This is a genomic window from Sphingobium sp. TA15, from assembly GCF_037101235.1.
Lineage (GTDB): Bacteria > Pseudomonadota > Alphaproteobacteria > Sphingomonadales > Sphingomonadaceae > Sphingobium > Sphingobium indicum.
In genome coordinates this window covers 2,723,121-2,740,207 of sequence record NZ_AP025355.1, presented here as the reverse complement: position 1 = coordinate 2,740,207, position 17,087 = coordinate 2,723,121, and the positions used below count along the sequence as shown (strand labels likewise).

General features: G+C 68.4%; 17 protein-coding genes. 13 read left to right on the top strand and 4 right to left on the bottom strand.

Going from position 1 to position 17,087, the window contains the following annotated elements:
* Position 1: 1 nt before the first annotated feature.
* Genes Sj15T_RS13605 through Sj15T_RS13595 form a run of 3 tightly spaced genes read right to left on the bottom strand, consistent with a single transcriptional unit; the run spans position 2 to position 2,656 of the window.
* Positions 2-916 (bottom strand): formyltransferase family protein, encoded by a 915-nt coding sequence (locus tag Sj15T_RS13605; protein ID WP_013041515.1) that lies wholly within the window; start codon positions 914-916, stop codon positions 2-4.
* Positions 879-1,475 (bottom strand): sugar transferase, encoded by a 597-nt coding sequence (locus tag Sj15T_RS13600; protein ID WP_013041514.1) that lies wholly within the window; start codon positions 1,473-1,475, stop codon positions 879-881. Before Sj15T_RS13600 ends, Sj15T_RS13605 begins: the two co-directional genes overlap by 38 nt.
* Positions 1,472-2,656 (bottom strand): glycosyltransferase family 4 protein, encoded by a 1,185-nt coding sequence (locus Sj15T_RS13595; protein WP_013041513.1) that lies wholly within the window; start codon positions 2,654-2,656, stop codon positions 1,472-1,474. Before Sj15T_RS13595 ends, Sj15T_RS13600 begins: the two co-directional genes overlap by 4 nt.
* 402 nt (positions 2,657-3,058) lie before the next feature.
* Between Sj15T_RS13595 and Sj15T_RS13590 the strand changes: the two genes are divergently transcribed.
* The 11 genes from Sj15T_RS13590 (at position 3,059) to Sj15T_RS13540 (ending at position 15,175) form a co-directional block, all read left to right on the top strand.
* Positions 3,059-5,185, top strand: a complete 2,127-nt coding sequence (locus Sj15T_RS13590) for a polysaccharide biosynthesis protein (RefSeq protein ID WP_007689455.1) — start codon at positions 3,059-3,061, stop codon at positions 5,183-5,185.
* Positions 5,186-5,203: 18 nt separating this feature from the next.
* Positions 5,204-6,439 carry a DegT/DnrJ/EryC1/StrS family aminotransferase gene (locus tag Sj15T_RS13585; RefSeq protein ID WP_013041512.1) on the top strand — a complete coding sequence of 412 codons (1,236 nt, stop codon included), beginning with the start codon at positions 5,204-5,206 and terminating at the stop codon, positions 6,437-6,439.
* Between the two features lie 16 nt (positions 6,440-6,455).
* Entirely contained in the window at positions 6,456-7,298 is an 843-nt protein-coding gene (locus Sj15T_RS13580) for a sulfotransferase (protein WP_013041511.1), read from the top strand.
* A gap of 211 nt (positions 7,299-7,509) precedes the next feature.
* Positions 7,510-8,085, top strand: a complete 576-nt coding sequence (locus Sj15T_RS13575; protein WP_013041510.1) for a polysaccharide biosynthesis/export family protein — start codon at positions 7,510-7,512, stop codon at positions 8,083-8,085.
* Positions 8,085-9,335, top strand: a complete 1,251-nt coding sequence (locus tag Sj15T_RS13570) for an outer membrane beta-barrel protein (RefSeq protein ID WP_013041509.1) — start codon at positions 8,085-8,087, stop codon at positions 9,333-9,335. The genes Sj15T_RS13575 and Sj15T_RS13570 overlap by 1 nt, the downstream gene beginning before the upstream one ends.
* Before the next feature lie 134 nt (positions 9,336-9,469).
* On the top strand, positions 9,470-10,606 hold the full coding sequence (locus tag Sj15T_RS13565; protein ID WP_013041508.1) for a glycosyltransferase family 4 protein: 1,137 nt from the start codon (positions 9,470-9,472) through the stop codon (positions 10,604-10,606).
* 2 nt (positions 10,607-10,608) lie between these two features.
* The gene (locus tag Sj15T_RS13560) at positions 10,609-11,466 is read left to right on the top strand and encodes a sulfotransferase domain-containing protein (RefSeq protein WP_233431845.1); all 858 of its coding nucleotides are present in this window, start codon (positions 10,609-10,611) and stop codon (positions 11,464-11,466) included.
* A gap of 1 nt (position 11,467) precedes the next feature.
* Entirely contained in the window at positions 11,468-12,604 is a 1,137-nt protein-coding gene (locus Sj15T_RS13555) for a glycosyltransferase family 4 protein (protein ID WP_013041507.1), read from the top strand.
* Complete coding sequence (locus tag Sj15T_RS13550) at positions 12,595-13,311, top strand: metallophosphoesterase family protein (RefSeq protein WP_013041506.1); 717 nt, start codon at positions 12,595-12,597, stop codon at positions 13,309-13,311. The genes Sj15T_RS13555 and Sj15T_RS13550 overlap by 10 nt, the downstream gene beginning before the upstream one ends.
* Positions 13,308-14,291, top strand: coding sequence for an ATP-grasp domain-containing protein (locus Sj15T_RS13545; RefSeq protein WP_013041505.1), 984 nt, complete (start codon positions 13,308-13,310; stop codon positions 14,289-14,291). The genes Sj15T_RS13550 and Sj15T_RS13545 overlap by 4 nt, the downstream gene beginning before the upstream one ends.
* Positions 14,288-15,175 carry an NAD(P)-dependent oxidoreductase gene (locus tag Sj15T_RS13540; protein WP_013041504.1) on the top strand — a complete coding sequence of 296 codons (888 nt, stop codon included), beginning with the start codon at positions 14,288-14,290 and terminating at the stop codon, positions 15,173-15,175. The genes Sj15T_RS13545 and Sj15T_RS13540 overlap by 4 nt, the downstream gene beginning before the upstream one ends.
* 175 nt (positions 15,176-15,350) lie before the next feature.
* On the opposite strand, the gene Sj15T_RS13535 is transcribed toward Sj15T_RS13540, so the two are convergent.
* Positions 15,351-15,917, bottom strand: coding sequence for an outer membrane protein assembly factor BamE (locus Sj15T_RS13535; protein WP_041386164.1), 567 nt, complete (start codon positions 15,915-15,917; stop codon positions 15,351-15,353).
* Between the two features lie 87 nt (positions 15,918-16,004).
* On the opposite strand from Sj15T_RS13535, the gene Sj15T_RS13530 reads away from it, so the two are divergent.
* Positions 16,005-16,520, top strand: a complete 516-nt coding sequence (locus tag Sj15T_RS13530; protein ID WP_041386162.1) for a ubiquinol-cytochrome C chaperone family protein — start codon at positions 16,005-16,007, stop codon at positions 16,518-16,520.
* Complete coding sequence (locus Sj15T_RS13525; protein WP_013041501.1) at positions 16,517-17,041, top strand: DUF177 domain-containing protein; 525 nt, start codon at positions 16,517-16,519, stop codon at positions 17,039-17,041. Before Sj15T_RS13530 ends, Sj15T_RS13525 begins: the two co-directional genes overlap by 4 nt.
* Positions 17,042-17,087 lie beyond the last annotated feature (46 nt).

Here is a 17,087-nt window from a genome sequence, read left to right as displayed (position 1 = left end):
GCTATTCCCCCAAAATGGCGTGGAGTTTCGGCGGCTTGTCAGGACCGCTCCATTGCGTGACGGCAAGGGCGGTGGCCTGGCCGCAGAGGATGGTGAAACCCTCCGCCGTCCGCGCCACGACCTGTCCCGGCAGGGCCGCATGACGCCAGCCCATGTCGGACGGCGCCGCCGCCCAGATCCTGAGGTCCGCGCCGTCCAGCCGGGTGAAGGCGCCGGGATAGGGATGGCCGGCGGCGCGGATCAGGCGCAGCACGTCGTCGGCCGGCCGTCGCCAGTCGATCAGCCCGTCCGCAGGGGTCCGGCGCGCCGCCCAGGTGGCGCAGCCTTCGTCCTGCGCCGTGCGCGGCATCTCCCCCGCCGCGATCCGCTCCAGCATGCGGTCGAGCATGACGGCCAGCGCCCGCATATGCTTGGCGTAGAGCGTGGCCGCCGTTTCGTCCGGCGCGACATGGAAGAATTGCTGATCGGCTATGTCGCCCGTGTCCGTGCCCGCATCGATCCAGAACAGGGTTCCGGCGGTGATCGGTTCCTGCTGCAATATCGTCCAGGGAATGGCGGCGCGGCCGCGCAGCCGGGGCAGGGCGGCGGGATGATAGCCGATCGCCCGGTCGGGAAAGAGCGCGCGGAAGGCGGGCCCGCAAATCTGGGACCAGCCCATGACGAAGGCGATGTCGGCGCCCGCGTCGCGGATCGCGGCCAGCGCTTCCTCCCGGTTGATATTGTCGACATGGATGACCGGGCAGCCCCGCTCGCGCGCCGCCGGCTCCAGGTCGACATAATCGGAATGGCGCCCGGCCAGCGCGGGATCGAGCGTGACGATGGCGGCCATGTCCCATGCCGGATGGCGGGCGATCGCTTCGAAGGCGATCCGCGTGGTTTCAACCGCCCCGATGAGGAGGGCGCGCTTCGTCGGCATGCCAGTCTATCCTTTTTTCGCCGCCGATCACGACCAGCAGCGTGCGGGCGATGATCTGCGCGTCCAGGCGGGCGCTGCGGCGGCGCACATAGCAGAGGTCGAAGCGCAGCTTTTCCTCGACGCTCAGCAGCGTGTTGCCGCTGACCTGCGCCAGGCCGGTCAGGCCCGGCCGCACCTTGCCCCGCTCCACGCCGTCGCGCCCCATGGCGGCGATGCTGTGGGGCAGCAGGGGCCGGGGGCCGACGAAATCCATCTCGCCGCGCGCGATGTTGATCAGTTCGGGCAACTCGTCCAGCCGGGAGCGCCGCAGGAACCGCCCCACCGCGGTGATCCGCTGCGCATCCGGCAGCAGGGCGCCCTGGCCGTCGCGCAGGTCGCGCATGCTGCGGAACTTGATCATGGCGAAGGGCCGCCCGCCCAGGCCGCTTCGGGCCTGGCGAAACAGCACCGGCCGCCCCAGGCCGATCAGCACCAGCAGGGACAGCAGCAGCAGCAGCGGGGACAACAGCGCGAGAAGGGCGATCGCCAGCAATCCCGCCGGGCGCAGGCGGGCGGTCATGCGCCTTCCGGCACCAGCAGCGCGGGTGGAGGCGCGGGCACGGGCGTCGCGCTGGCCGCGCCGCGCAATTGCATGACGTCCAGCAGCATGGCGTTCACCTTGTCCACATCGTAGATGTCGACCGCCGTCCGCCGCGCCGCTGCGGCCATGGCGGCGGCGCGCTCCGGTTGGGCGATCATCCTTTCCATGGCGGCGGCCAGCGCGGGCCCGTCGCGGGGCGGCACGAGCAGGCCGTTGACGCCGTGGCGGATCGGCTCGCGGCAGCCGGGCATGTCGGTGGTGATGACCGGCCGTCCGGTCGCCAGCGCCTCCAATATCGTGCGAGGCAGGCCCTCCCGGTAGAAGGACGGCAGAACGAAGGCGTGGGCGGCCGCGATGAAGGGCCGCACGTCGCGGGTTTCGGGCAGGAATTCGATCAGCCCGGCTTGCCGCCATTGCTCCAGATCGGCGGCGGTATAGCCGGTCGGATTTTCCGCCTCCGGCCGGGTCAGCAGCAGGAAGCGGACCTCCGGGCGGCTTGCGCGGACGATCCGGGCGGCCTCGACATATTCGCCCACGCCCTTGTCGCGCATCAGCCGGCCCATCATCAGGAAGGTGAAGGGGCCTTCGGGCAGGGGCCGTTCGGCGAAGTGCCGGATGTCGATGCCGGAACCGGGGACCTGCATGACCCTTTGCGCCGGCGAGACGATCCCGCTTTCGCGCATCAGGCGATGATCGTCGCCGTTGAACACGAAGATGCAGCGCGCCCGGGAGACGCCGATCCGGTAAAGCCGTGACACGACGGCCCGCAGCCAGCGGCGGCCGTCTGCTTCCTCGCTGAAGACATAGCCAAGGCCGCTCATGATCGCGAAATAGCGCGCCCGGCTCCACAGGCGGGCGGCCAGCCCGCCATAGATGATCGGCTTTTGCGTATAGGCGATGACGACATCGGGCCGCTCCGCCCGCATCAGCCGCCGGTAATGGAGCAGGGTGCGCAGGTCATGCAGCGGATTGGTGCCCGCCCGCGCCATGGGCGTCCGGCGAAAGCGCACGCCCATGCCCGCCAGCCTGGCCAGCACCTCCGGTTCCTCGTCCGGGGCGCAGGCGACGACCTCATGCCCCTCCTCGATCATCCGGGCGATCAGCGCCCCGCGGAAGTTGACCAGCGACCAGGACAGGCTGGAGAGGATCACGACTTTCATGGCGCATATGCCTCTCTGGCTGGCCTGACTTTTCGCGTTCCTGCCTGCGCAGGAACACGTCATTGGGTGGGATAGCACGCCCTGTCGCCCCATTTTGCGGTGCATCGGTAGATACCCCTTTGAGGCAGGCGGCATCCCCTCCGCGCACGGCGCGGCCCCCGCCGTGGCACGACGGCACTGGCGACATAGCCATAAGGGGAGATCGCCCGCACCGGCCGCGCCGCGCAAGGGATAAAGGATGATGTCCGGTCGATCGATTACCGGGAAGCCCCTGTTTCGATAGCCTGATGCCTACCGTCGGTTGCGGCGGGCATGCAGGGCAACGCCTCCAGGCAACCCTCTTCCATCGCAACCGGCGGACCAAGGGTTCGTAGACAAGCGCCCGAAATCGGAGACAAGCGAATGCCGAATATCGCGCCAGCCGGGCAGAATGGGGCGGAAGCCGCCGCGGAAACGCCCCTCCTGCGGCTGGATGCCGCCGTCCGCGCTTTCGCGGCGCGGGGCGCCACGCGCTTCTGGGCGATCAGGCTGGCCGTCATCCTGGCGCTGGACGCGCTCATCATGCTGGGCAGCTTCGTTCTTTCCCGCCTGATCCTGTCCGACCTGCCCATGCCCCGGACGCTGCTGGACCCCTGGTTCATGGCGCTGTTCGTCGGCGTGAACCTCAGCGTGCTGTTCGTCGTCGGCACCTATCGACAAAGCTGGCGCTTCCTGTCGATCGGGGACGCGCTGTCGCTGGCGGCCAGCCTGCTCGCCAGCAGTTGGCTCATCTGGATGATCACCGCCGGGTTGCTGGCGCCGCAGAAGATGATGCGCGGGCCGATGACCGTCTTCCTGACCGTCGACGTGCCGCTGACCGTCGCGGCGCTGCTGGCGGTGCGCGTGCTGCGGCGGCAGTTCTTCAAGCATGTCCGGGCGGCGCGGCTGCGCCGGACGGTGCAGGCGCGCCGCCGCATCCTGTTGCTGGGCGAACTGGATTGGGCGCGGGTGATGGCGGATCTTGTCCCCACGGAGGCGCATTCGGGGCTGGAGATCGTCGGCGTCATCTCCTTCGACGGGCATGACCGGCGGCTGCATGTCGGCGGCCTTCCGATATTGGGATCGCCGGAGATGCTGCCCCGGATCGTCGCGGACCTCGACCGCGCGGGCAAGCGTCCGGTCAGCCTGGTGGTGCAGGAAAGCAGCGAGCGGCTCGACCGGCAGCAGATATTGCGCATCGCCAGCCTGGCCGAGCAGGAAAATCTGGTCGTCTCGCGCTTCCGCAATCCCTGGACCAGCGCCCAATCCATGGACGGCGACCGCATGGCGATAGAGAAGATGCCGCTCGCCGAACTGCTGGGGCGTCCGGAAATCACCGTGCAGCACAGCTATCTGGAACGGGTCGTCACCGGGGCGCGGATCATGGTGACGGGCGCGGGCGGCACGATCGGCGGCGAACTGGTGCGCCAGCTTGCCTATTATTCCCCGGCGGAGATCGTGCTGCTCGATCACAGCGAATATAATCTCTACGCCATAGAGATGGAGGCGCGGGAGAAATTCCCCCATATCCGCTTCCACGCCGAACTCTGCTCCATCCGCCAGCGCCCCGCCCTCTGGCAGGTTTTCGAGCGGCGGCGGCCGCAGATCGTCTTCCACGCCGCCGCGCTGAAGCATGTGCCGATGGTGGAGGCCAATCCCTGCGCCGGGGTGCACACCAATGTGCTGGGCACCCGCAACGTCGCGGACGCGGTCTGCGAGTTCGAGGCGCGAGCGATGATCCAGGTGTCGACCGACAAGGCGGTGAACCCCGTCGGCCTGATGGGCGCCACCAAGCGGCTGGGCGAATTATACTGCCAGGCGCTCGACCTGATCGGCAGTTGCGATCCTGACAGTCCGCGCTTCCTGACGGTGCGCTTCGGCAATGTGCTGGGGTCCAGCGGATCGCTGATCCCGCTGTTCCAGCAGCAACTGGCGAACGGCAAGCCGCTGACCGTCACCCATCCCGACATCGAACGCTTCTTCATGACCGTGCAGGAGGCGGTGCTGCTGATCCTGCAAAGCAGCGCCCGCGCATTGGAGACGGATTCGGAACGCGGCACCATCTTCGTCCTCGACATGGGGGAGCCGGTGAAGATCGTGGAGATCGCCCGCCGCGTCATCCGCATGGCTGGGCTGCGGCCGGAGATCGACGTGCCGATCAGGTTCATCGGCCTGCGTCCCGGCGAAAAGCTGTTCGAGGAATTGTTCGACAGCAGCGAGGACAAGATCGAAAGCGCCATTCCCGGCATTTTCGAGGCGATGCCCTCGCCCATCCCGCTGGAGATGCTGGTGGAGGGCTTCGCCCAGCTCGCCCGGCTGATCGCGGCGGGCGACGCGGACGAGCTGGTGCGGCTGACGCACGAGATGGTCGCTGCCTCGGCCAGTTCGCGCTGGGCGGAGATATTGCGGCGGCTGGCGGCGGAAAGTTCCGACACGCTGCTGATGATGCCGCCGCGCCCGGCGGACATTCCGGCCGCCCTGTCCTCGCCGCTGCCGCGCGATGTCGCCTGACCTTCCGGAGGAACCTTGATGCAAGCCGCGCCAGCCCCAGCCCGGATCGCGCCCCGCGCCAGCCCGACCCGCCTCAGCCCGCTCGACCATCCGGCGCTGCGCTGGCCGCAGCATGAGGCCGACGAGATCGCGGCGGCGACGCATGTTCTGGAGACCGGGCGGGTGAATTCCATGGTCCATGGCGAGCAAGGTCGCGCCTTCGAAGCCGAGTTCGCGGCCTTTTGCGGCATGCCCCACGGCATTGCGGTCAGCAACGGCACGGTGGCGCTGGAACTGGCGCTGCGGGCGCTGGGCATCGGCGCGGGCGACGAGGTGATCCTGCCTTCGCGCAGCTTCTTCGCCAGCGCGGCCTGCATCGTCGCGGTGGGCGCCACGCCGGTCTTCGCCGACATCGATCCGGTGAACAACAATATCGATCCGGCGTCGGTCCGCCGCATGCTGTCGCCGCGCAGCCGGGCGATAATATGCGTGCATCTGGCGGGCTGGCCCTGCGACATGGATGCGCTTCGGGCGCTGGCCGATGAAAAGGGGCTGTGGCTGGTCGAGGATTGCGCGCAGGCGCACGGCGCGACGCTGCACGGCCGGCCCGTGGGCGGCTTCGGGGATGCCGCCGCCTTCTCCTTCTGCACCGACAAGATCATGTCGACCGGCGGGGAAGGGGGCATGCTGCTGCTGCGCGACGAGGCGCATTGGAAGCGGGCCTGGGCCTATAAGGATCATGGCAAGAATCCCGACAAATTCTTCGCGCCCGCCCCGGCCAGCGGCTTCCGCTACCTGCACGACAGTTTCGGCAGCAACTGGCGGATGACCGAAATGCAGGCCGCCATCGGCCGGGCGCAGCTTGCCAAGCTGCCCGGCTGGCTCGCCCGCCGCCGCCGCAACGCGCAGGCGCTGATGCCTTTGTTGCGCGCCGTTCCGGGGCTGGAGGTGCCGGAGATTCCGGGCCATGTGGGCCACGCCTTCTACCGGCTTTACGTCGCCATCGCCGCCGACCGGCTGGGCGAAGGCGGAACCGCCCCGATCATCGACCGGATGGCGCGCATGGGCATGCCGGTCGGCAGCGGCTCCTGCGCCGACATGACGCGGGAGGCTGCCTTTGCCGCCATGGATGTGCGCCGGGACGGCGTGCTGCCCGTCGCGCAGGATATGGGCCGCCGCAGCATCGCCTTTCCGGTCGACCATCTGCTGGACGATGCGGACATGCAGCGGCTCGCCAACTGCCTTGCGATCGCTCTGGCGGAACAGGATCGCTGACGAAAGGGAAGAGACAATGACCAACGACCGCCTGCCGCATTTCGTCATCATAGGCGCCGTGAAGGGCGCGACGACCTGGATCCACAACCAGCTTCAGGACAATCCGGCCATCTACCTGCCCGCGCCGGAACCGCATTTCTTCAGCCAGGATTTCGATCGCGGCCTCGACCATTATCGCCGTTTCTTCGACGGGGCGCGGCCCGACCAGATGCTGGGGGAAAAGTCGGCCGACTATCTCGCCCATGCGGACGCGCCCGCCCGCCTTGCCGCCGTCCTGCCCAGGGCGCGGCTGGTGGTGCAGCTTCGCAACCCGGTCGACCGGGCCTATTCCGATTACAAGATGCTGTTCCGGCGCGGCACGGTGTCGAAGGGGCCAGACCATTATCTGGACGGCCGCCCCAGCGACCAGCCGCGCTTCCTGGAGGATGGGCTTTACGCGAAGCATCTGCGCCGCTGGCTCGCCCATTTCGATGCGGAGCAGATCAAGGTGCTGCTGTTCGAGGATGTGAAGGCCGCGCCGGAAGCGACCGTCGCCATCGTCAGCGACCATATCGGCGCGCCCTGCCATTATTCGACGCAGGTGGGCGCCGATCCCCGCAACGACAGCAGCGAAAGATTCCTGCCCCTGCCGGTGCGCACCGCGCTGGCGCCGCTGAAGGAGGCGGTGCGGCCCCTGCGCGGCAATGCGGTGTTCGAACGGGTGCGCGGCGCATTCGCGCGGCAGATCGCCTATCCGCCGCTCGCCCCGGCGCTGCGCCGGCGCATGGTCGACTATTATGCGCGGGACATTGCCGAGCTGGAGGAGTTGATCGGGCGCGATCTCAGCCATTGGCGGCAGGATAGGCGGCTGGCGGCTTGACGATATGTGCTCCTGCGAAGGCAGGAGCCCAGTTCGGTCGGCGGGACTGGGCTCCTCGCAGGAGCACGATATGCCAGCAACGCCTCCTTCGAATCACTCCCAAAGCGCCCCGCCCCTCGCCCCTTTTTGCCCGCCCGCGATCCGTTATTGCCCGCCCCTGAATCAGCCTAAGGGCTTAAACTTCCGCCCTATCCATCGAGAGGGGACGCAGATGCGCAACCGGCTTCACCATGGCATTTTCCTTGGCCTTTTCGCCCTGAGCACCGCCTGTTCGAGCGGGCTGTCGGGACTCGCAAGCCTGCCGCCTGCCCCGACCGTCGCCTATCGCCTGGGCGCGGGGGACGAGGTGCGGGTGGCGATTCCGGGCCTCAGCGGGGCCGATTCCGGCGAGGGCAGCTACACGATCAACGATCGCGGCCAGATTTCGCTGCCGGTGCTGGGCGATGTCGACGCGGGCGGCAAGACGGTCCCGGAATTGCAGGCCAGCATCGCCAGCCAACTGACCCAGCGCCAGTTGCTCAATGCCCCGACCGTCAGCGTCCAGCCAGTGAGATTGCGTCCCTTCTATGTGCTGGGCGAGGTGAAGAGTCCCGGCGAATATCAATATCGCGCGGGCATGTCGGTGCTGGCGGCGGTGTCGGTGGCGGGCGGATATACCTTTCGCGCCGAACAGGGCAGCGTCGCCATCACCCGCATGGTCGACGGGCGGCAGGTGGTCGGCCGGGCGGGCGAGCGCGACATGATTCAGCCGGGCGACACGCTGCGCATCTATGAGAAGTGGTTTTGATGGCCCGCCCGGTCTTCGGCCCGGTCCTGGGTCGGGCCTCCGGAGGAGCGGCCGCCCTGTTGCTGATGACGGCGCTGCCCGACGCCCATGCGCAGGATATGGACGCCTCCGAACCCTTGCAGGGGGAACCCGCCGCGCTGTTCGAACCGACGCCGCTGTCGCTGGGCAGCGCGACCGTCAGGATCGGCGGCAGCGCGCGCCTGGAATATGACAGCAACATCTATGCCCAGGCCTTTGGCGAAAAGGACGATCTCCGGCTCCAGTTCCGCCCCTATGTCGACCTGCTGCGCAAGGGCGGCGCGCTGGAACTGACCGCCCGGGCGGAGGGGGATTTCCGCAAATATTTCCAATATGAGAAGGAAGATGCGGCCGGCGGGCGCGTCGCCGCCGGGCTGAACTGGAACCCGTCGGCCGCCGACCGGCTGAACGTCGGCGCAAGCTGGCAGCACCTGATAGAGGATCGGGGCGAGCCGGAGGGCAACACATTGCCCAATATCGGCCCGCGCGAACTCAATCTGGTGGATGGCGACCTGTCCTATCTGCATCAGGGTTCGCGCATCGGATTTCTGTTCAAGGCGACCGGCGCGCGGATGCGCTACACCCGCGCCATCGACGAGGAGCGCGACCTGGATGCGGTGGGCGGCCTGGCGCGGGTGATGCTGCGCGTGTCGCCGCTGACGAGCGTCTTCGTGGAGGGCGTCGCGGCGCATCGCGATTTCCGGCTGGCCCCCGCGCCAGGCCAGTTCAACCGCGATGCGTCGACCTATGGCGCACGGGTGGGCATCGCCATCGATCCGGGCGGCACGCTGCGCGGCGATGCCGCGGTGGGCGTCTATCGCCTGGACGCCAGGGACAAGCTGATCGAATCGCAGACCCGCATGTCGGTGCAGATCGGCCTGACATATGCGCCTCGCCCGCGCACGACGATCACGCTGGACGGCTTCGTCGGCAATGTCGCCACCTACCGGACCGGCGTGCAGTCCCGTGAGGACATGCGCTTCCGCCTGGGAATAAACCAGGAAATCCGGCATAATCTGACGGGCCGGTTGGGCATTCTCTACCGCCGCAGCAAATATTTCGGGGTCGACGACACCGACCATCTCTACGGCGTCACCGGCGAGCTGGAATATGCCGTCAACCGCCGGGTCGCCGTCGCGGGGATAGCGCGCTTTTCCAAACGCGACAGCAGCGTCGCGCTGGACGAATTCGACCGCGTCAGGGGGGGCATCGAACTGCGCATCCATTATTGACGCGCAGCCGTGCCGGGGCGGGACAGGACTGATCCAAAGGGCCGCCCCCTAACCCCTTCGCGCAATGGACTTGGGATCGCCTGCCAAGGACACTGGCCCGCATAACAGCGTGATCATACAGGAACCCCGCCGCCATGCTGGTAAGAGCATCCAGGCCACCCAGACTCGCGTTCGTCCTTCCGGGGCTGGGCGCGGGCGGATCGGAACATATCGTCAGCCTGCTCTGCAACCATTTCGCGGCGCAGGGCTGGGCGATCAGCCTGATCGCGTTCGAGGAGCCGTCCGCTCCATCCTATTACCCCTATCGTCCCGATGTGCGGATCGTCAGGCTGGGCATGAAGTCGCGCCGCCGCGCCGCCGCGACCGGCGCGCTGGCGATGCTGCGGCGGCACAGGTTGCTGCGGCGGGCGTTGAAGGCGGCGCAGCCCGAACTGGTGGTCAGCTTCCTCACCCGCACCAACATCCTGTCCGTGCTTGCCGCATGGCCGCTCTGCATCCCGGTGATCGTGTCGGAACGCAACAATCCCGCGCTCCAGCCGGTGGGGCCGGTGTGGAGCCGGCTGCGGCGGATGACCTATCCGCGCGCCCTGGGCCTCATCACCATGACCCAGGGGGCGATGGACTGGTTCCAGGGCGCCATGGACGTGAAGGGATGGGTGATCCCCAATCCGGTGCCGCCCGCCGGCGCCGCGCCGGACCGGCGGTCGGACGGCCGCACCATCGGCGCGGTGGGGCGGCTGGTGCCGCAAAAGGGATTCGACCTGCTGCTGGACGCCTTCGCCCATGTGGCGCAGCGCATACCCGACTGGAAGCTGGCGATCTGGGGCGAGGGGCCGGAGCGCGTCGCGCTGGAGCGGCAGCGCGACCGGCTGGGCCTGACGGATCGGGTCAGCCTGCCCGGCGTGACGGAAAGGCCGGGCGACTGGATTCCCCAAACCGACATCTTCGTCCTCTCCTCCCGCTTCGAAGGCTGGGGCATCGTCGTGGGGGAGGCCATGGGCGCGGGCCTGCCGGTCGTTTCCTTCGACTGCCAATGGGGTCCGGCCGAAATGATCGAGCATGACCGCAGCGGCCTGCTGGTGCCCAATGGCGACGGCGCGGCGCTGGGGGAGGCGATCGTCGCGCTCTGCAACGATCCGGCGCGGCGCGCGGCCCTGGGGCAGGCGGCGCGGGATCGGATGGCGGATTTCGGCCATGACCAGGTGCTCGCCCGCTGGCAGTCGGTCATCACCAGCATTCTCGACCATCATCGCGTGAGGGCAGGATCATGAACATGATGTCGCTGAAGGGCGTTGCGCGGGCGATGCGGCGGCGGCTGCGGGACGAACCGCCATTGCGGCTGGCGGCGGCGCGGGCCGACGCTTTCCTCGTTTCCTACCCCAAGAGCGGGCGGACATGGCTGCGTTACCTGCTCTCCTGCTATTTCGCGGAAAGCGCGAAGCTGGGCTTCGAGCCCGACCTCACCAGCACCTTCCGCATCCTGCCCAATTTCGACCGCGATCCCGTGCGCGGCATCGACGCCTTCATCGGGCGGACGGGCGAGGCGGGGCTGCCGCTGATTCTGGTCAGTCACCTGCCCTATCGCGAGCGGCTGTTCCTCGACCGGCCGGTCCTTTTCCTGGTTCGGGATCCCCGCGACGTGATCGTGTCCGCCTATTTCCACGCGACCCGGCACAAGAAGAGTTTTTCCGGCGACATGGCGGCTTTCCTGGACGAACCCAAATATGGGATGGCGGCGCTAACCGCCTATCTGAACGGCTGGGCGGCAGGGCTGGCGGGGCGGCCGCATCACCTGATCAGCTATGAACATATGCTGGCCGAACCGATGCCTGCCGTGGCGGGCATCCTCGCCTTTCTGGGCGTCGAGCCTCAGCCCGAAATGCTCGCCCGCGCCGTCGCCGCCGCGCAATTCGACCGGATGCGCGACAAGGAACGCGACGGCGGCATTCCCGGCCATGATTATGACCGCAACGACGACCAGAGCCTGCGCATGCGCAGCGGCAAGGCGGGCGCCTTCGGCGAGTGGCTGAGGCCCGATCAGGCCGATCTGGTGCTGGAACGCTGCCGGTCCGACCTGTCGCCCCGCGCCCTGGCGCTGCTGGCCGCCACCGGCGTCGACCTGGCCCGCTGAGATGCGCATCTGTTCGATCATCACCAGCTTCACGTCGGGCGGGGCGGAAATGCTGGTCTGCAATCTGGCGGAGGCTTTTGCGCAGGCGGGGCATCAGGCGACAGTCCTCTCGCTCAGCGACGCGGCGCAGGTGGGCAATGCGCCCGATACCGAAGCGGCGATGATGGCGCGGGTGCGGGCGGACGGCGCTACCGCCCTTTCCCTGGGCCTTGCCAACCGCAACAATCTGCCCGGCGGGGCGCTGGCGCTGCGCCGCGCCCTGCGCGCGATCCGGCCGGACGTGATCCACGCCCACACGGCCCGCGCCCTCTTCCCCCTTGCGCTGGCCATGCCCGGCGTGCCGGTGGTGCTGACCCACCATAACAGCCGCCTCTCCTTTCCGCCGTCGGCCTTCGCCCTCTTCGACTGCATCGTCGACAGCTATGTCGCGATCAGCGACCAGTGCGAGGCGATGCTGCGCGACCATGCCCGCAAGCCGATCCGCATGATCCTGAACGCCGCCAGCGCCCGCTTCCAGGCCGGGCAGCCGCGCGACGCCGCCAGGCGCGATCCGACGATCCTCGCCGTGGGCACGGTGTCGGCGCAGAAGGATTATCCCACCCTGCTCCGCGCCGCCCGCCCGCTGGTGGAGGCGCTGGCGGCGCAGGGCCGCTCCGCCCGCATCCGCATAGCGGGCGGGGGACCGGAATTCGGCCGGCTTCAGGTGCAGGCCGCTGGCGAACCCGTCGAATTGCTGGGCGCATGCAGCGGCGTCGACGCGCTGATGCGGCAGGCGGACCTGTTCGTGAACTGCTCGCTGTGGGAGGGTTTTCCCATCGCCATGATCGAGGCGGCGATGAGCGGCCTGCCCATCGTCGCGACCGCGGTGGCGGGCAATCGGGAAATGGTCCTGCCCGGCGTCAACGGCCGGCTCGTCCCCCCTTCCGACCCCGCCGCGCTGGCGCGGGCGGTCGTGGAGACGCTGAGCGACGACTCCCAATATGCCGCCCTGTCGCGGGGCGCGCTGCATGCCGCCCGGCGCTTTTCCCTCGAAAGCTGCGCGGCGGCGCATCTCGACCTGTATCGGGAACTGACCCAGTCCCGCCGCCCCCGCTTCGCTCCGTCCCCTCTGGCCCGCCCGGTGTCGCCATGCGAATAGCCGCGCTGACCGACATCCACGCTGCCAGCGACCCGCTGCAACTCGCGCTTACCGCCGCCCGGCGGGAGGGGTTCGACCGAATGCTCATCCTGGGCGACCTGCTGACCTATGGCGTGCAGCCGCTGGAGACGCTGGAACTGGTGCAGGGCGCGGCGGTTCGCGACGGGGCGATCCTGATCAGCGGCAATCACGACATGCTCTACCGGGGGTCGGCGGCGGCGGAGGCCTATCGCGCCGCCCTGCCCGACTGGCTGCGCGAAAGCGTCGACTGGACCGCCGCCCATATCCCGTCCGACAGCATGACGGCGTTCGACTGGCGCGAAAGCTGGTCGCTCGGGCCGCTGTTCGCCGCCCATGCCAATCCCTTCGACTATGGCGACTGGCGCTACATCCGCTCGGCGCAGGAGGCGGAGGAAGCCGCCGCCGCGGTCGCGGCGCGGGGCTTTCTCTACGGCCTGTTCGGCCACGTCCACCGGCATCGCCGCTATGATTGCGACGCCGCCACCATCTTCACCCTCGCCTCGCTCGGCCAGCCGCGAGACGACGGCGACCGGACGCCGAAATGGGCGATGATCGACATCAGGGGAGATTCTGTGACCATCGAAAGCCGCGACATCGATTTCGATCCGGAGGATCAGATGCACGCCATCCGCGCCACTACCCTGTCCGCCTCCACGCAGGAGCGGCTCTGCCGGTTCTTCGCATGAAGATTCTCGTCACCGGAGCGGGCGCCGTGCTGGGGCAGGGCATTATCAAGGCGCTGCGGCAATCGACCCTGGATTGCCGGGTGATCGCCGCCGATCCCAATCCGCTTTCCTCCGGCCTTTACTGGGCGGACGGGGCCTATCGCCTGCCCTTCGCCGATGACCCGGCCTTTGGCGACCGCATTCACCAACTGCTGGACCGGGAACGGCCCGACGCCGTGCTGGTCGGAACCGATGTCGAACTGTCCTGGTTCGCCGCTGAGCGCCACCGGCTGGAGGCGCTGTTCGGGACGCATGTGCTGGTCAGCGATCCCCGCGTCGTCGCCATTGCCGACGACAAGCTGGAGACGGCGCGCTTCTTCGAAAGCGTCGGCCTGCCCCATCCCGCCTCCGCCGCTGGCGAGGATAAGGAGGGGGTGGAGGCGCTGATCGCCCAGGTCGGCTTTCCGCTGGTGGTGAAGCCCCGGATCGGCGCGCGTTCGGTCGGCGTATCGGTGGTGCATGACCGCGCCGGACTGGCGTCGGCGCTGGAGGGGCGCGGCGGGCTTGTCGTGCAGCAATGCGTGGGCAGCGCCGATTGCGAATATACCGCCTCCACCCTCGTCTTCGATGGCGAGGTGCAGGCGTCCATCGTGATGCGCCGCGACCTGCGCGACGGAAACACCTATCGCGCTTATGTCGCCGACTATCCGGAACTGAACGATCAGGTGCGGACGCTGGGCCGGGCGCTGCAACCCCATGGCCCCGCCAACTTCCAGTTCCGCACCGATGCCGACGGCACCCCCCGCGTGTTCGAGATCAACGCCCGATTTTCCGGCACGACGCCGCTGCGCGCCATGGCGGGCTTCAACGAGGTGGAGATGTGCGTGCGGAAACTGCTCCACGCCACCCCCATCGTGCAGCCGCCGGTCCGGCCGGGGGTCATCTTGCGCTATTGGGACGAGATGTTCGTGCCGCAGGAGCGCATCGACGCGGTGCGATGAGCGGCGTCGGCCCCCTGCTGGCCCTGACCGGCGGTTCGGGCTTTGTCGGCCGCGCCTTTCGGCCTGCGGCGCGGCGGGCGGGGTGGCGCATCCGCCATCTCGGCCGCCGCCCGCCGCCCGATGCCGATCCGGCGGACGATTGGGCGTTCCTCGACCTGGCGGCAGTGGAGGATGCGGACCTTTCCGGCTGCGCGGCGCTGGTGCATCTCGCTGCCCATATCCCCACCGACCATGGCGACCCGGCCGAAGCGGAGCGCTGCTGGCGGATCAACGCGCTCGGCACGCTGAGGCTGGTCGACGCGGCGATCCGGGCAGACGTGCGGCGGATCATGCAGGCGAGCAGCGCCAACGCCTATGCGCCGACTGGCCAGCCTCCGGACGAGCAAGCGCCCCTCTTTCCCGGCAGCAGGGGCTATTATCTCGGTTCGAAGGTCTGTCAGGAAATCTACGCGGCGGAACGTTGCCGGGGGGAGGATGTGCTGCTCCAGACGCTGCGGCTGGCTTCGGTCTATGGGCCGGGTCAGCGGAGCGGCGCGCTGGCCGCGATGGCGCAGGCAGCCGCGAGCGGTGGGCCGATCCGGGTGCGTGGCGGCGGCGGGTTCGGGGCCGACCTGATCCATGTGGACGATGTGGCGCGGGCCATGATGCTGTTGCTCGGCAGCGAGAATGCGGGGGCTTTCAATGTCGGCAGCGGCGTGCGCACGACGATTGCGGAACTGGCGACCCTGCTGGCGGAGCGAACGGGCGCGGCCGTCGTGCATGAAGGTGAGGGGGAAGAGGATTGGGGCTTTCCCGCCCTCAATATCGATCGACTGCAGGCATTGGGCTATCGGCCGACGCGCCTGGCTGACGGCTTGAAGCTGTGGGAGCGGCGTGGCGGCTAAAATCCTCCCTACGCGCAGCGTGGGGAGGGGACCATCGGCGCAGCCGATGGTGGAGGGGAAATACACGCAGGTCGCGCCTCCTTCCCCTCCACCATGCTTCGCATGGTCCCCCTCCCCATCTATCGATGGGGAGGAATAAGATAGGTCCGCTTTCTATCCAGACCCGAAACCCGCTCTAGCTCCCGTTCGGGCCGCCGGTGTTGCTGCCGCCGCCCGCGCCGCCCATGCCGCCGGCGCCGACCGCGCCGATATTGCCGAAAATCTCGTCGAACAGGCTGCGATGGCGGCCCAAAGTCGGCGTCTTGTCGCCAGAGGGGGAGATCTTCGCCACCTGCTCCAGCCCCATGCGGTCCACCGCCACGACATTGCCCGCCGCGTCGAAGCGGACGTGCAGCACGGTCTGCGACACGGGCTTGGGGCTGGAAAAGGCCAGCGATCGCATGTCGCGCGACACATAATACCAGTCCTGGTCGCCGAACTGCGCGACGAAGCTCGGCCGGCCCAGCGTGCCTTCCACGGAGGCGCGGTTATCGATGCCCGGCTGGATCGAATCCACCAGCAGCTTGTCGACCTGATAACCCTGGTGGGTGCGGATGCGCGAGCAGCCCGACGCGCCCAGCAACAGCGCGCAAAGGCCTGCGCCAAGCAAAATCCGCCCGCTGCGGGATTGGCGGCTGAACTGGCGCATGAACTTCTCCTGCGGGGGCACGCCCCGGACCTTGCCGAAAAACAAAGCCGCCATTGCATCGGGCGGCTGGCCGATCAATATGGAAATGCGTGGGCCTCGGCAAGGGGCCGCCTTTCGGTCCAGCCAGGAAACTCATTCGTCATGCCCAGCATCTTCCAGCGCCTGTTCGCGCCCAGCGACCCCAGGGACACGATGCGCCCCCTCTACAACGCCATCGTCGCGGAGGGCCGCCGGCCCCATTGGTATGTGGAAGGGCGGGTTCCCGACACGATGGACGGGCGTTTCGACATGATCGTCGCCATCCTCACCCAGGCGCTGATGCGGCTGGAGGCGCTGGGCGCTGCGCAGGAAAGCGTCTGGCTGACCGAATTGTTCGTGGACGACATGGACGGTCAGTTGCGGCAGGAAGGGATTGGCGACGTCGTCGTCGGCAAGCATATCGGCCGCATGGTGAGCGCGCTGGGCGGGCGTCTGGCGGCCTATCGCGCCGCATTGTCGGGCGAAGCGGAACTGGATGAAGCGATCGCCCGCAACCTCTATCGCGGCGCGGCGCCGTCCGCCGACGCGCTGGCGCATGTCGAATCGCATCTGCGTTCGCGCTGGGTCCGGCTTGGCTGCGTCAGCCGCGACGCGCTGATGGCAGGAGACCTTGGATGAGCACGACCCCCGAATTTTCCCGGCCGGTCCGTGTTGACCAGCTTGCCCGCCATGCCCAGCCAGTGACCATCACTGCCGATGCCGCCGAGCGCGAGGCGTTGGCCAGGCGCTTCCACCTGCTCGCGCTCGACCGGCTGGAGGCGGATTATGCGCTGAGCGAGGAAAATGGCGCGATCTACGCCAAGGGGCGGGTGCGGGCGGACCTTGCCCAGCCCTGCGTCGCGACCGGCGTTGCGGTTCCTGAAAGGGTCGATACCGACTTCCTCCTCCGCTTCGTCAGGGAAGGGGAGGATGCGCCCGAAGGCGACGAGCTGGAGCTGGACGCCGAGGATTGCGACACCATCGGCTATGACGGCCTGGTCCTCGACATGGGCGAGGCGGTGGCCGAAACGGTGGCGCTGGCCATGACGCCCTATCCGCGCGCTCCGGAAGCCGACAGCGTCCTGCGCGAAGCGGGCGTGCTGAGCGAGGAGCAGACCAGCCCCTTCGCCGCGCTGCTGTCGCTGAAGGACAAGAAATGAGGCTGACGCGGGCTGCCCGATAGCCTGCGCCTGCTGCCACGCTGAG